This is a genomic window from Ornithinimicrobium cavernae (assembly GCF_003121625.1).
Taxonomy (GTDB): Bacteria; Actinomycetota; Actinomycetes; order Actinomycetales; family Dermatophilaceae; genus Ornithinicoccus; species Ornithinicoccus cavernae.
On record NZ_QDDJ01000011.1, the window covers coordinates 1 to 12,327 of the forward strand.

At 71.9% G+C, this 12,327-nt stretch carries 11 protein-coding genes; 5 read left to right on the forward strand and 6 right to left on the reverse strand.

The window, feature by feature from the left end:
• Window positions 1-290: 290 nt before the first annotated feature.
• Window positions 291-1,226 carry an alpha/beta hydrolase gene (locus DA085_RS13240; protein WP_109473466.1) on the reverse strand — a complete coding sequence of 312 codons (936 nt, stop codon included), beginning with the start codon at window positions 1,224-1,226 and terminating at the stop codon, window positions 291-293.
• 183 nt (window positions 1,227-1,409) lie between these two features.
• Between DA085_RS13240 and DA085_RS13245 the strand changes: the two genes are divergently transcribed.
• Genes DA085_RS13245 through DA085_RS13255 form a run of 3 tightly spaced genes read left to right on the forward strand, consistent with a single transcriptional unit; the run spans window position 1,410 to window position 4,697 of the window.
• Window positions 1,410-3,188, forward strand: coding sequence for a proline--tRNA ligase (locus DA085_RS13245; protein WP_202619234.1), 1,779 nt, complete (start codon window positions 1,410-1,412; stop codon window positions 3,186-3,188).
• Window positions 3,188-3,919, forward strand: coding sequence for an HAD family hydrolase (locus DA085_RS13250; protein WP_109473467.1), 732 nt, complete (start codon window positions 3,188-3,190; stop codon window positions 3,917-3,919). Before DA085_RS13245 ends, DA085_RS13250 begins: the two co-directional genes overlap by 1 nt.
• Complete coding sequence (locus tag DA085_RS13255) at window positions 3,912-4,697, forward strand: TSUP family transporter (RefSeq protein WP_419866510.1); 786 nt, start codon at window positions 3,912-3,914, stop codon at window positions 4,695-4,697. Before DA085_RS13250 ends, DA085_RS13255 begins: the two co-directional genes overlap by 8 nt.
• Before the next feature lie 34 nt (window positions 4,698-4,731).
• On the opposite strand, the gene DA085_RS13260 is transcribed toward DA085_RS13255, so the two are convergent.
• From DA085_RS13260 to DA085_RS13270, 3 genes are all read right to left on the reverse strand, one after another.
• Complete coding sequence (locus DA085_RS13260; RefSeq protein ID WP_161958501.1) at window positions 4,732-6,063, reverse strand: CapA family protein; 1,332 nt, start codon at window positions 6,061-6,063, stop codon at window positions 4,732-4,734.
• A gap of 101 nt (window positions 6,064-6,164) precedes the next feature.
• The gene (locus tag DA085_RS13265; protein WP_109473469.1) at window positions 6,165-8,186 is read right to left on the reverse strand and encodes a thioredoxin domain-containing protein; all 2,022 of its coding nucleotides are present in this window, start codon (window positions 8,184-8,186) and stop codon (window positions 6,165-6,167) included.
• Between the two features lie 54 nt (window positions 8,187-8,240).
• The gene (locus DA085_RS13270) at window positions 8,241-8,723 is read right to left on the reverse strand and encodes a HesB/IscA family protein (protein WP_161958502.1); all 483 of its coding nucleotides are present in this window, start codon (window positions 8,721-8,723) and stop codon (window positions 8,241-8,243) included.
• 114 nt (window positions 8,724-8,837) lie between these two features.
• Here DA085_RS13270 and DA085_RS13275 point away from each other — a divergent pair, with 114 nt between their 5' ends.
• Both DA085_RS13275 and DA085_RS13280 read left to right on the forward strand, forming a co-directional pair.
• Window positions 8,838-9,332 (forward strand): hypothetical protein, encoded by a 495-nt coding sequence (locus DA085_RS13275; RefSeq protein WP_154402198.1) that lies wholly within the window; start codon window positions 8,838-8,840, stop codon window positions 9,330-9,332.
• Window positions 9,333-9,415: 83 nt separating this feature from the next.
• Window positions 9,416-10,222, forward strand: a complete 807-nt coding sequence (locus DA085_RS13280) for a DUF1206 domain-containing protein (RefSeq protein WP_237565499.1) — start codon at window positions 9,416-9,418, stop codon at window positions 10,220-10,222.
• Between the two features lie 34 nt (window positions 10,223-10,256).
• Here DA085_RS13280 and DA085_RS13285 read toward each other — a convergent pair whose 3' ends face one another.
• Together DA085_RS13285 and DA085_RS13290 are read right to left on the reverse strand one after the other, a co-directional pair.
• Window positions 10,257-11,231 (reverse strand): aminoglycoside phosphotransferase family protein, encoded by a 975-nt coding sequence (locus tag DA085_RS13285; protein ID WP_109473472.1) that lies wholly within the window; start codon window positions 11,229-11,231, stop codon window positions 10,257-10,259.
• The gene (locus tag DA085_RS13290) at window positions 11,224-12,321 is read right to left on the reverse strand and encodes a DUF4439 domain-containing protein (RefSeq protein WP_109473473.1); all 1,098 of its coding nucleotides are present in this window, start codon (window positions 12,319-12,321) and stop codon (window positions 11,224-11,226) included. The genes DA085_RS13285 and DA085_RS13290 overlap by 8 nt, the downstream gene beginning before the upstream one ends.
• Window positions 12,322-12,327: the final 6 nt, after the last annotated feature.

The window sequence follows — 12,327 nt, forward strand, 5'->3', positions numbered from 1 at the left end:
CGGGCGGGCCGGACGGGACCGGACAACAGGAGGCCGGCGCAGGCCTGCCCGCAGTCGCTGCTGCACGATCTTGGTGTCCATCACGTCCCCCTTCCGGTCGCCCCGTCGCGAACCGTTCTCCAACTACTCCCCAAATTAGCACAGGCGTCCGACGCCGTGTCGGCAACACGCCAGGACCTGTGGATTCGTGCACGGGTGGTGAGCCGGGAGTAGTCGCGCGAGGCAGCCAGGGCGCCCCACGGTGCACCTAGCCGTTGAGCGCACCGCTCAGCCCCTGAGACGCGCGTCCGTCAGCGCCTGAACGCGCGAACCAGCCCCTTCGCCGCGCGGCGGAGCCGACCCTTGGTGGTGACAGGTGCACCTGGCCGGGTGACGGCATACCCGGTGGAGAGCCAGGCTAACGCCGAGGGGAGCCGCTCCGCCCACGCCGTCTCGAAGTGGTAGGCCTGCGAGTCGTACACGTAACGCACCGGTGTCTCGCTGGCCCGCAACGCGGCCACGACACGCTCGGTGTCCCGCAGGTAGGCCGACTGAGCCGCAGGGTCCTCCGGCTCCTCGCGCCCGCCCACATCGAGGTAGAACCGCGACGGTGGGTGGGGTGCAGACACGGCCGCCTCGATGTCGCGCAGATGTGCTTCGCCGGGCACCCAGAACGCAGAGGAGAAGGCGCCGACGCCCCCGAAGACGTCCGGCCGGCGGACCCACGCGTGCATGCTCACCACGCCGCCCATCGAGGAGCCCGCCACCAGGGTGTGCTCGCGGTCGGGACGGGTGCGCAGGGAGGAGTCGACCCACGGTTTCAGGTGATCGGTCAGGAAGGCGACATAGGCGTCCGCGTGGGCAGTGCCCAGATCGGGATGGTCGGCCCTGACCCGGTGGCCGAGGTAGGGCGCATACTCCTCGATGCGGTGGTCGGGGGAGCAGGGGATGCCGACCGCGATGACGTCGGTGCCCTGTTCGTGCAGGGCCGTGAGTGCCCGGTCGGCCGACCAGGTGGCCCCGGCGAAGGAGACCCGCGGGTCGAAGAGGTTCCCGCCGTCATGCAGGTAGACCACGGGATAGCGGCTCTGCCGATCCCGGTCGTATGCCGGGGGGAGCCAGACGTAGATATCGCTGCGGCGGTCCAGGCCGGGCAGGGCCACGTCCCGCCAGACGCGCAGGTCGCCGACGACCCCTCTGCGACGGGGGTAACGACGGAGCCGGCCCGGGCCGGTGGAAGCGGTCACGACGGCAGGCTAACCGGCGGCACCCATGATCCGACGCGCGAGCCGGCACCCCGCCTACGGCGGGACAGCGCGGCGGTCAGCCGTGCTGGCCCCGGCCGTTATCCTCGTGGGTGGTGTGCCGGCGTTCCGGCAGACCGTCCTGTCCCTGCACGCCAGGCGTGCACCCTGCGAGAAGGAGCCCCTGTGGCACTGCGGATGTCGACCCTGTTCCTGCGGACCCTGCGCGAGGACCCGGCGGACGCGGAGCTGCCGGGCCACCGCCTGCTGGTCCGTGCGGGCTACATCCGCCGCGCCGCGCCCGGCGTCTACTCCTGGCTGCCGCTGGGCCTTCGGGTGCTGCGCAACGTCGAGACCATCGTGCGCGAGGAGATGGACGCCATCGGTGGGCAGGAGCTGAGCTTCCCCGCGCTGCTGCCGAGGGAGCCCTACGAGGCGACGAACCGGTGGACCGAGTACGGACCCAACCTGTTCCGGCTCCAGGACCGCAAGGGCAACGACATGCTGCTCGGCCCCACGCACGAGGAGATGTTCACCCTCGCGGTGAAGGACCTGTTCTCCTCCTACAAGGACCTGCCGGTCAGCCTCTACCAGATCCAGACCAAGTACCGCGACGAGGCGCGTCCCCGCGCCGGTCTGCTGCGCGGACGCGAGTTCATCATGAAGGACTCCTACTCCTTCGACGTCTCCGACGAGGGGCTCGAGGCGGCCTACCAGCGGCACCGCGAGGCGTACGTCCGGATGTTCGACCGGCTCGGGTTCGACTACGTCATCGTGCACGCGGACTCCGGGGCCATGGGCGGCTCGGCCAGCGAGGAGTTCCTCGCGGTCAGCCCGCACGGCGAGGACACCTTCGTGCGCAGCACCACGGGCGAGTACGCCGCGAACGTCGAGGCCGTGCACATGCCCACCCCTGCCGCCGTGGACGCCTCCGCGGTGCCTGCTGCCCAGGTGCACGACACTCCGGACACGCCCACCATCGAGACCCTCGTCGCTGCCGCGAACGCCGACCACCCGCGCGAGGACGGCCGGGAGTGGACAGCGGCGGACACCCTCAAGAACGTCCTGGTCATGCTCACGTACCCGGACGGCACCCGCGAGCCGCTCGCCATCGGTGTCCCCGGTGACCGTGAGGTCGACGCCAAGCGCCTCGAGGCCCAGGTCGCCCCCGCCGAGCCGGGCCCCTTCGAGGACAAGGACTTTGCGGCGCACCCCTCCCTGGCCAAGGGCTACATCGGCCCGGGGGTGCTGGGGGAGGAGAAGGCCTCGGGCATCCGTTACCTGCTCGACGCCACCATCGGCGAGGGCACCTCGTGGGTCACCGGCGCCGACGAGCACGGCAAGCACGTCTTCAACCTGGTGTACGGCCGCGACTTCACCGCGGACGGGGTCATCCATGCCGCCGAGGTCCGAGAGGGTGACCCCAGCCCGGATGGGCGCGGCACCCTGACCCTGGCGCGGGGGATCGAGATGGGCCACATCTTCCAGCTCGGTCGCAAGTATGCCGAGGCGCTGGGTCTGCAGGTCCTCGACGAGTCCGGGAAGCTCACCACCGTGACGATGGGCTCCTACGGTGTCGGCGTCAGTCGTGCCGTCGCTGCCGTGGCGGAGGGGACGCTGGACGAGATCGGCCTGTGCTGGCCCCGGGAGATCAGCCCGGCCGACGTCCACCTCGTGGCGACGGGCAAGGAGCAGGCCGTCTTCGACGCGGCCGAGACGCTCACCGCCGAGCTGGAGGCCCAGGGGCTGACCGTGCTCTATGACGACCGCCCCAAGGTCTCTCCCGGGGTGAAGTTCAAGGACGCGGAGCTGATCGGTGTCCCCACCATCGTCGTGATCGGCAAGGGGCTGGCGAACGGCACCATCGAGATCAAGGACCGTCGCACGGGGGAGCGCCGCGAGGTGCCCGTGGCCGAGGCAGCGCGTGAGGTGCTCGCCGAGGTGCGCCCCGGCGCCCCGGTCTGATGCGCCCGGTCCGGGCGGTCCTGTTCGACTGGGGCGGCACCCTCACTCCCTGGCACACGATCGACACGGCCGCCCAGTGGCACGCGTTCGCCGGTGAGGTCGCCTCCTCGACGCAGGAGGTGGCCGCCCTCGCCGAGCAGATCCTCCGTGCCGAGTCGGCGGCCTGGCACGCGGCCCGGACCGATCACCGCAGTGCCCGGCTGGACGAGCTGCTCACGGGACTCGGTCTCGGGGCCGCGCACCCGGCATACTCCCGGGCGCGGAGCGCCTATGAACAGTTCTGGGAGCCGCACACGATCACCGACCAACAGGTCCGGCCGTTGTGGGAATGGCTGCGGGACAACGGCATCCGGGTCGGTGTGCTGTCCAACACCATCTGGAGCCGGGACTACCACCGCGGACTGTTCGAGCGCGACGGGGTCCTGCACCTGATCGATGGCGACGTCTACAGCAGCGAGATCCCGTGGACCAAGCCGCACCCGGAGGCCTTCCGCGCCGCCGCGGCAGCCGTCGACACAGCGCCCGAGGACTGCGTCTACGTCGGCGACCGGATGTTCGAGGACGTGCACGGCCCCCAACAGGTGGGGATGCGTGCCGTCTGGGTGCCGCACAGCGACATCCCCGCGGAGCAGCGGGTCGAGGTGGACACCAGGCCGGACGCCGTGGCGCACTCGCTGGCCGAGATCGCGGGCATCGTCAGGGGTTGGAACGCCGGCGGCCCCGGTGGATGACCCCTCCGTCTGGCTCTACGTCCTGATGGCCCTGGCGGCCCTCGCCGCCGGCTGGATCGACGCGGTCGTCGGGGGTGGTGGGCTGATCCAGCTGCCGGCCCTGCTGCTCGGCTTCCCGGGGGCCAGCCCGGTGCAGATCCTGGCGACCAACAAGCTCGGCTCGATCTGCGGCACCACGGTCAGCTCGCTGACGTACTTCCGCCGGGTGCGGCCGGACCTGTCGACGGCCCTGCCGCTGGCCCTGCTGGCGTTCGTCGGGTCGCTTGCCGGCGCCCTGCTCGCCAGCCTGATCCCCAAGTCCGCCTTCAACCCGATCATCCTGGTCGTGCTCGTCGCGGTCGGTGCCTACACGCTCGCCAAGCCGAGCATGGGCCAGATCTCCCAGCTGCGGTTCTCCGGGCGGGCGCACCTGGCGGTCGCCGGCCTGATCGGCCTGGTCATCGGCGTGTATGACGGGGCGCTGGGTCCGGGGACCGGCTCCTTCTTCGTCTTCGCGATGGTGGGGCTGCTGGGCTACGGGTTCCTGCAGGCCAGCGCCAAGGCCAAGATCGCCAACTGGGCGACCAACCTGGCCGCGCTGTGCGTGTTCATTCCGATGGGGGCGGTGATGTGGAAGGTCGGTCTGCTCATGGGGGTGTGCAACATGCTCGGCGCCTATCTCGGGGCGCGCACCGCCGTGGCCCGGGGCAGCGGGTTCGTGCGGACGGTCTTCGTCGTCCTGCTCGTCGCCTTCATCCTCAAGATCGGCTACGACACGATCGCGCAGTTCACCGGCTGAGGGAGAGCCAGGGGCCCGACACCGTCCAGCCTCGTCAGCTCATGGGCTCGGCGTCACAGGCGTCCTCGCCCAGCCGGTCCATCGTCTCCACGACGCGCTGATAGGTCTGCGGGTTCTGCTCGGGGGTCGCCAGCCGGATCACGTGGTTGTCGATCTGCACGCGGGTCGGCTGGAACTCCATCCGCGAGGTGACGTCGCCCTGCTCGTCCCTGGCCAGGTGGAACCGGGCGATCATGCCCTCCTGGGTCTCGGGGCGCAGCTTGCCGGCAGTGGTGTCGGGGGACTGGTTCGACAGGAAGTTGCCCAGCCCGTAGATCACGTACTTGCCGTTGATCTTCTCGCAGGGCTGGATGACGTGGACGTGCGTCCCCAGGATCAGGTCGACGGCGTCGGACTCCAGGAGCTCGGCCGCGATCTCGCGCTGCTGGTCCGTCGGGTCCGTCCAGTACTCGTTGCCCCAGTGCATGCTCACCACGACGAAGTCGGCGCCCTCGTCCCGGGCCGCCTCCGCGTCCGCGATGATGCCCTCTGCGCCGACCACCGGCCAGAGGTAGTCACCCAGCCACGGTGCCTCGGGCGGGACGTCGGTCGTCGGTTGGCCGGAGTTGTAGATCGTGTAGGTGTAGCCCAGCTGGGCCACGGTGACGTCGCCGACCTGGTAGGTCGCGTGCTGCCCGACGTCGGCCTCGTCGGCGACCGGTCCGGCATACTGCAACCCGGCCTCCTCGATGACCTGCTGTGTCTCGGCGAGGCCGCCCAGCCCCTGGTCCCAGGTGTGGTTGGAGGCGAAGTCGCAGCCGTCGTAGCCGGCGCCGACCAGCGCGTCAGCGACCTGGTGCGGGCTGTTGAACACCAGCACCCGCGGCACGGTGAGGTTGGTGTTGTCCACCGACAGGGGCGTCTCCATGTGGCAGATCGTCAGGTCGTTGTCGCCCAGGAGCGAGGTCACGTCGGCGAACATCGGTGAGAAGTCGTAGCCCTCGCCGCCGGCGTTGATCTGGGCGTTAGCCAGCACGGGTGCGTGCGGCAGGATGTCGCCGGCCGCGCCGATCGTGATCTCCTTGGGCTCGCCTGGCTCCTCGGTAGTCTCCCCGGGCGGGTCCTGACCGCCGCCGCCCGTGGCCGAGTTGAACCCGTCCTGCACGGGGTTGGTCGCCGTGCCGGTGTCGTCCGCGTCGTCAGCCTCCGATGGCGTGGTGCTGGCGTCGGCTGTCCCCGTGTCGTCCGGTGCCGTACTGCCGGCCCCGCTCGGCGGGGGCGCCAGTCCCTCGTCGCTGTCTCCTCCGCAGGCCGCCAGCAGCAGGAGGGGTGCGACGGCGAGGGCCAGGACGCGGGTATGCAGCGGGGTGCCGTCTCGCGTGGACATGCAGGAACTGTAGGGCGAGACCCTGGGTCCGGGGCCGGGCCACGCGGGCATCGGCCCAGTCAGTCGGTCGCTCGGCGACCGGGCGTGGCCACGCGCGGACGTCAGCCCGGTGTCGCGTGGGTTGAGCCGCGGGGTCCCAGCGCGGCACGCAGCTCCTCCGGTGAGGTGACCGGGAGGTCGCAGACCGTGCCCCGGCAGACGTAGGCGGCGGCGCGGCCCCCGACGGCCGGACGTCCCTGCAGCAGTGGCGGCTCCTGGCCGGGGCGGCCGACGACGACAAGCGCCCTGGTGGCCGCGCTCCTGGCGACCTCGACGAGGGCGCCCTGCCCGTCACCCTCGCTGATCGCGACCTGCAGCGGACCGCTCAGGGCAGCCTCGCCGGCGGCCAGCGCCCACCCGGCGAACCGTGGATCCCGCTGGGCGATCGGGCCCATCGGAGCCAGCGCCCTCGTGCCCAGCGCCAGGTGCTCGGCGGACCCTGCCGCCGCGCCGTGGGCAAGGAGGGCGCTCGCGAGGGCGGACTGGCCGCACGGCTCGGCGTTGTCACCGCGGGCCCGCGGACGCAGGACGAGCCGCTCAGCATCCGAGGCCGTGTCGTGGAAGACGCCGTCGCCGTCGCCGAACCTGGCTACCGCGTCCTCGAGCAGCATCCCGGCGACCGTGAGCCACTCGGTGTCCGCGGTGACCGCGTGCAGGGTCACCAGGCCCTCGACGAGGTCTCCGTAGTCCTCGGCGACCGCCTCGGCGGCTCCGACCCGGCCACCACGGGAGCTGCGGCGCAGGCGTCCGTCGACAAGGTGCAGGTCGGTGACCAGGCGGGCGGCGTCGGTCGCTGCCGCCACCCACGAGGGCTCACCGAACAGCCATCCCGCCTCCGCGAGGGCCGCGATGGTCAGACCGTTCCAGGCCGTGACGACCTTGTCGTCCAGGGCGGGCTGGGGGCGCCGGGCCCGGGCCTCGTGGAGCCGCTGACGGGTGCGCGCCCACCACTGCTCGTCGTCCGGGTCCACCGGGAGCTGGAGCGTGGAGGAGCCGTGCTCAAAGGTGCCGTCGCGGGTGACCACCAACAGCTCGGCGGCACGGCGACCGTCCTCGGCGCCGAGGACCTCCTCGAGCTGCCTCCGTGTCCAGACGTACGTGGCCCCCTCGACACCCTCGGTGTCGGCGTCCAGGGAGGAGGCGAAGCCACCCTCGGGCGTGCGCAGCGACCTGAGCAGGAAGTCCGCGGTCTCCCGCACCACGCGCTCGGCCAGGGCGTGGGTGGCCCGGCCGTCGTCGGTGGCCCCGGCGGCCTGCCACAGGTGGGCGTATACGCGGAGCAGCTGGGCATTGTCGTAGAGCATCTTCTCGAAGTGCGGGACCACCCAGGCCCGGTCCACGGCATACCGGGCGAAACCGCCGCCGACCTGGTCATACATCCCGCCCCGGGCCATGGCAACCGCCGTCTGCTCCACCATGGTCCACGCCGAGCTGCTGCCGGTGCGGGCGTGGTGACGCAGGAGGAACTCCAGCACCATGCTCGGCGGGAACTTCGGCGCGAGCCCGAAGCCCCCGTGCTGTTGGTCGAACGAGCGGCTGAGGCTGGCGAGCGCGCCGTCGAGCAGCTCGGCGTCCAGAGCGAGGGACTGTCCGGGTCCGGCCTGCGCCCCGGTGAGCGCATCCACCACCGCTCGGCCACTGGACCGGACCCGACCCTCCTGCTCCGACCAGGCGTCGCTGATCGCGCCGAGCAGCTGGAGCAGCTGGGGTCGCTGCAGGTAGGTGCCGCACCAGAACGGTTCGCCCTCGGGGGTGAGCAGGCAGGTCATCGGCCATCCACCCTGTCCCGTCATCGCGACCGTGGCGTCCATGTAGACGGCATCGACGTCCGGACGCTCCTCCCGGTCCACCTTGACCGGGACGTAGCCGGCGTTGAGCAGGTCTGCGACCCCCTCGTCCTCGAAGGACTCGTGCGCCATCACGTGACACCAGTGGCACGCGGCGTAGCCGATCGACAGGAAGATCGGGCGGTTCGTCTCGCGTGCCTCGGCGAAGGCGGCCTCGCCCCACTCGCGCCAGTCCACGGGGTTGTCCGCGTGCTGGAGCAGGTAGGGCGAGGTGCTGTCGGCTAGTCGGTTCGCCATGCCTCCACCCTGCCACCAGTGCGCCGCGAGAGGACCCGGGGGGCGTCCCCCGCCTCAGGGCTGGTCGGTCCCCCCGGAGCCGGTCTGCCTCCTCGGGTGACGCGGTGAGTCGTCCTCACTGTCCCAGGGCATGGGGTCGTAGGAGCGACAGGTGGGCTGACCCGGGCCCGGCCAGGGCGCGCCGAACGACCGCCGGCACGGGCAGGTGTCCGGGGTGTTCGGGTTCCTGATGACCCGGAACCTCGGGGGACGGAGTCTGGCCGAGTAGTCGAGCGTCGCGCCCGGAAGGACCCCGGCCGCGCGCTCACCGACGAGGAGCCAGGCACCAGGACACCCGTAGCGCGCGTCGGTCTCCAGCGTCTCTGCGTCGGCGCGCACCCGGCCGTGCGCTGCGAACTCGTAGGTCGTGCCGCTGCACCCGCCGTCCTCCGCGTCGATGCGGAGCGAGCCGCCGAGCGCCTCGATCTGACTGATGGCGGCGCGCGTCACGGTGAAGGGTGGCAGGACGAGTTCAGGAGGTGGGGCCGTGGTGGTCATGGCCTACGTGTACCGCACAGCACCGACATGAAAGAGGAGCGCAAGTGAGGTGACAGCGGTGGCCCGCAGTGTGGGTGCCGTCAGACAACCGATCTCCAGCAAGGGGAAGACACCATGACGACTCGTCGCAGCAGGATCCGCAGACTCACGGGCGCCGCGCTCGCGGTCCCACTCATGGCCGGCGCCGCCGTGGTGGCACCGGCGCCCATGGCGCAGGCGCACGACAACAGATCGAGCGTCCTGGAATGGCGGGACACGTCTGAGTGCCCGTGTTACCTCTGGGACGAGTACGACGGGACCTACTTCCAGCGAGACGTCGGAGGTGAGGCCTTCCGGGGTCGTATCTACTCAGGTGGCGAGCTCGTCGGAAAGGTCGAGTTTCATCCGTACGGCGAGAAACTCTGGGTCTACGACACCAAGGCGAACGGGGACGCGCTCTACGTGACCGTGACCTGGGGCGAGCACGAGGAATACGGCATCAAGGTGCCCAGCGGTGGTGGGACGGTTCGCGACCTCGGCAACATCCCGGAGGGGGAGCCGGTGCGCATCAAGGTCTGGGACGATGGTTTCTACGAGGATGAGCTCTTCAGGGCCTGGGTACACGCCTGATCTCCCGCCCCGACGCAGAGGGACGCCAGCACGACACGCCGAACCTGCTGGCCCCCTCGTCGCGGGTCTGGTGGAATCTGCAGGTGGGCAACGACGTGCAGGACCTGGCTGCGCAGGCCAGCAACAGCGACTCCCTCGAGCTCCTGGCGCGGATCGGGTATGCCGGCAGTGGCCTCGTGCACGTGCTGATCGCCTGGATCGCGGGTCGGGTCGCCCTCGGTTCCTCCGGTGAGGCCGACGAGGCGGGCGCGCTCCACCAGCTGGGGTCCTCGACGGGCGGTGCGGTCCTGCTGTGGGTGTGTGCCGCCGGGTTCGCGGCACTGGCGGTGTGGCACCTGATCGAGACGGTGGTTCCCCACCGCGGTGCGGCTCGCGAGCAGCTCCTGGAGCGCGCCCGGTCCGTGAGCAAGGCCGTCGTCTACGGCGCCCTGGGCTGGACGGCCTTCCGCGTCATCACGGGCACCGGGGCCGACAGCGGAGAGACGACGACCGAGGCGACCGGGAGCCTGATGTCGGCACCCGCAGGTCGACTCCTGGTGGGCGTGGTGGGTCTGGTGGTCCTGGGGGTCGCCGGCTACCACGTCCACAAGGGGTTGCGGCGCAGGTTCCTCGAGGACCTGGGTGGCACCGGCCGTCGGGAGGTGGGTCGGGCGGTCGAGGTGCTCGGGGTCGCTGGCTATGCGGCCAAGGGTGTCGCCCTGGGTGTCGTGGGTGCACTGGTCCTCACCGCCGCCGTGCAGGCCGACCCGAGCCAGCCGACCGGGCTGGACGCCGCCCTGAAGACGCTGCGGGACCAGCCGCTGGGCACGGTCCTGCTGATCCTGGTCGCCGTCGGCCTGGCCGCCTACGGCCTCTACTCCTTCGCCCGGGCGCGCTACTCCACCATGTGACCCCCCTCGACAGGGCCACCGCGCCCGGCGACGGTCAGGCGGGCTGGAGGGCCTTGATGATCGTCACATGGCGGGTGAGCGCCTCCGTCAGGTCTGGCACGTCCTCCTGCACATCCCAGACCGCGTTGCGCAGCATGCGCACCTCGGCGAACGCCCTGGCCCGGTCCGGGTCGATCCCGGCCTCCTCACACAGCACCTCCAGCCGGAGGTTGAGGTGCACCCGCGTGTCGTGCGCCGCCACCGCCTCCGCCCACCGGTTCCAGAGGGCGGGCGCCACCACCCATGCCCGGTCGGCGGCGATCGACTGCGGGTCGATCGCCACCCACTCACCGGGGTCGGGCCGCCAGAGCACGTTCTCCTGGTGCAGGTCGCCGTGCACGAGCCGGGCGTCGATGTCGGGCTCGGCCGCCAGGTCCACGGCCAGGGAGCGGCCCCGTTCCAGCAGCCGTCGCGGCAGCGCGCCCGCGTGCCTAGTCTCCGACAGCGCGTCGAGGTCGGCGACGAGGGTGTCGAGGTGGTCACTGGCCCGCAGCGACACCCACGGCGGCGCGGGCCGGTCCAGGAGCGCTGCCAGCCGGCCGATCTGCTCACAGGACTCGAGGACGCCCACCGGGGGTGCGTTGAGATCGCGGGGGTCGAGCCGCTCGAGCAGGACGGCCCACCTCGAGGGGTCGGCGGCCAGCAGGCGCACGGCGCCGTGACCACCCCAGGTGCGCAGCGTGCGGTGCTCGTCCCGTGCCTCGGGGTGGGGCCAGGCGACCTTGAGCACCGCTGGACCGCCGGGACCATCGACGGGCAGGACGAGCGCCGCGTAGCCGTGGCTCGCCGGCCCGCTCAGGGTCAGCTCCCAGGCGGCCAGCAGGTCGCGGACCAGCTCCGGGATGGTGGACAACCACTCCGTGCCGCTGCGATGACCGGGCGCGGGGACGTGCTGCTGCAGGCGGGCGATCAGGCCTGGTGGGACCAGATCGGTCACGGCGCGCGGCAGGTGCCCAGCCGGTTCAGGCACCCGGGACCTGCATCCCGGGGAACGCCGTCAGCGCGTTCCACGGCCGCGCCAGTCGCACCGCGTCCGCCAGCAGCCGCACCGAACCGGCAACCGAGGCCCGGTCACCGGCGAGGTCCGTGGTCTGCAGCATGATCGTCGGCGGCAGGACCGCGAGCAGCTCGCCCGCGAGCCGCGCCCGCCCGTCCGGGCTCCCGGTGCCGCCCGGCAGCCCGTAGCCCAGGGGTGCCGGTGAGGCGGACTCACCGGCGAGCTGGGTGATCTGCCGGGTCGCCTGACGCAGGGGAGTGAGCACCCTCTCGTATACCGCTCGCTCCTCGCCGCGGGCACGTGCGGCCAGCACCTCGAAGCCGTAGACCGCCGGACGGAACGCGTCAAGGAGCTCGGCGGCCGGCGCCCCCGTCGGGCCCTCCAGCACCTCCCACTGCGGTTCCTGACCGAGGAGCTGCGCAGCGGCACCGCGCTGCCCCGCGACCGACAGCAGCATGGGCAGGTTGGCCGCCGACACCTCGGTGAGAGCGGTGAGGGCCGTGGGGGAGACGTCCTGCAGACAGTCCTCGCCCAGGCCGAGCAGCTCGGTCGCGGCCCGCTCGGCCGCGACAGCAGCCGTGTCCTGCGCGGCGTCCCCGCCGGTGGGTGACACATCGCCCGTGCCGGTCGAGGTGTCCGGTGAGCCCGTCGCCGTCCCGGCGTCCGTCGAGCCGGCGGTGTCGCCGGATCCGGCCGGTGGCGACGTCGGTTCGGGAACCGCCACCGCGCCGGCCCGTAGCACCTCCTCCAGGACCCGGGCCTGCTCGTCCAGCGCCACCTGGACCTGCTCCTGCGTCTGCAGCCGCCAACCCTCGGCGCCGGTGATGGCCCGGCACCTGGTGGCCAGGTGGCGGGCGCGGTCGAGCGCGAGCAGCAGGGCCGCGGTGTCCGGGGTGTCCGCCGGGCCGGCGGCGGTCGGGTCGGCCGGCTCTCCAGGGGGCTTCGGCCCCGGTGTCGCCGTCGTGACCGTCGGGTCGGGGTCACTGTCGCAGCCCACGAGCACGACACCGAGACCCACTCCGAGTGCGGACAGCACGGAGCGACGGGTGAGGACAGCGGCCATGACGGC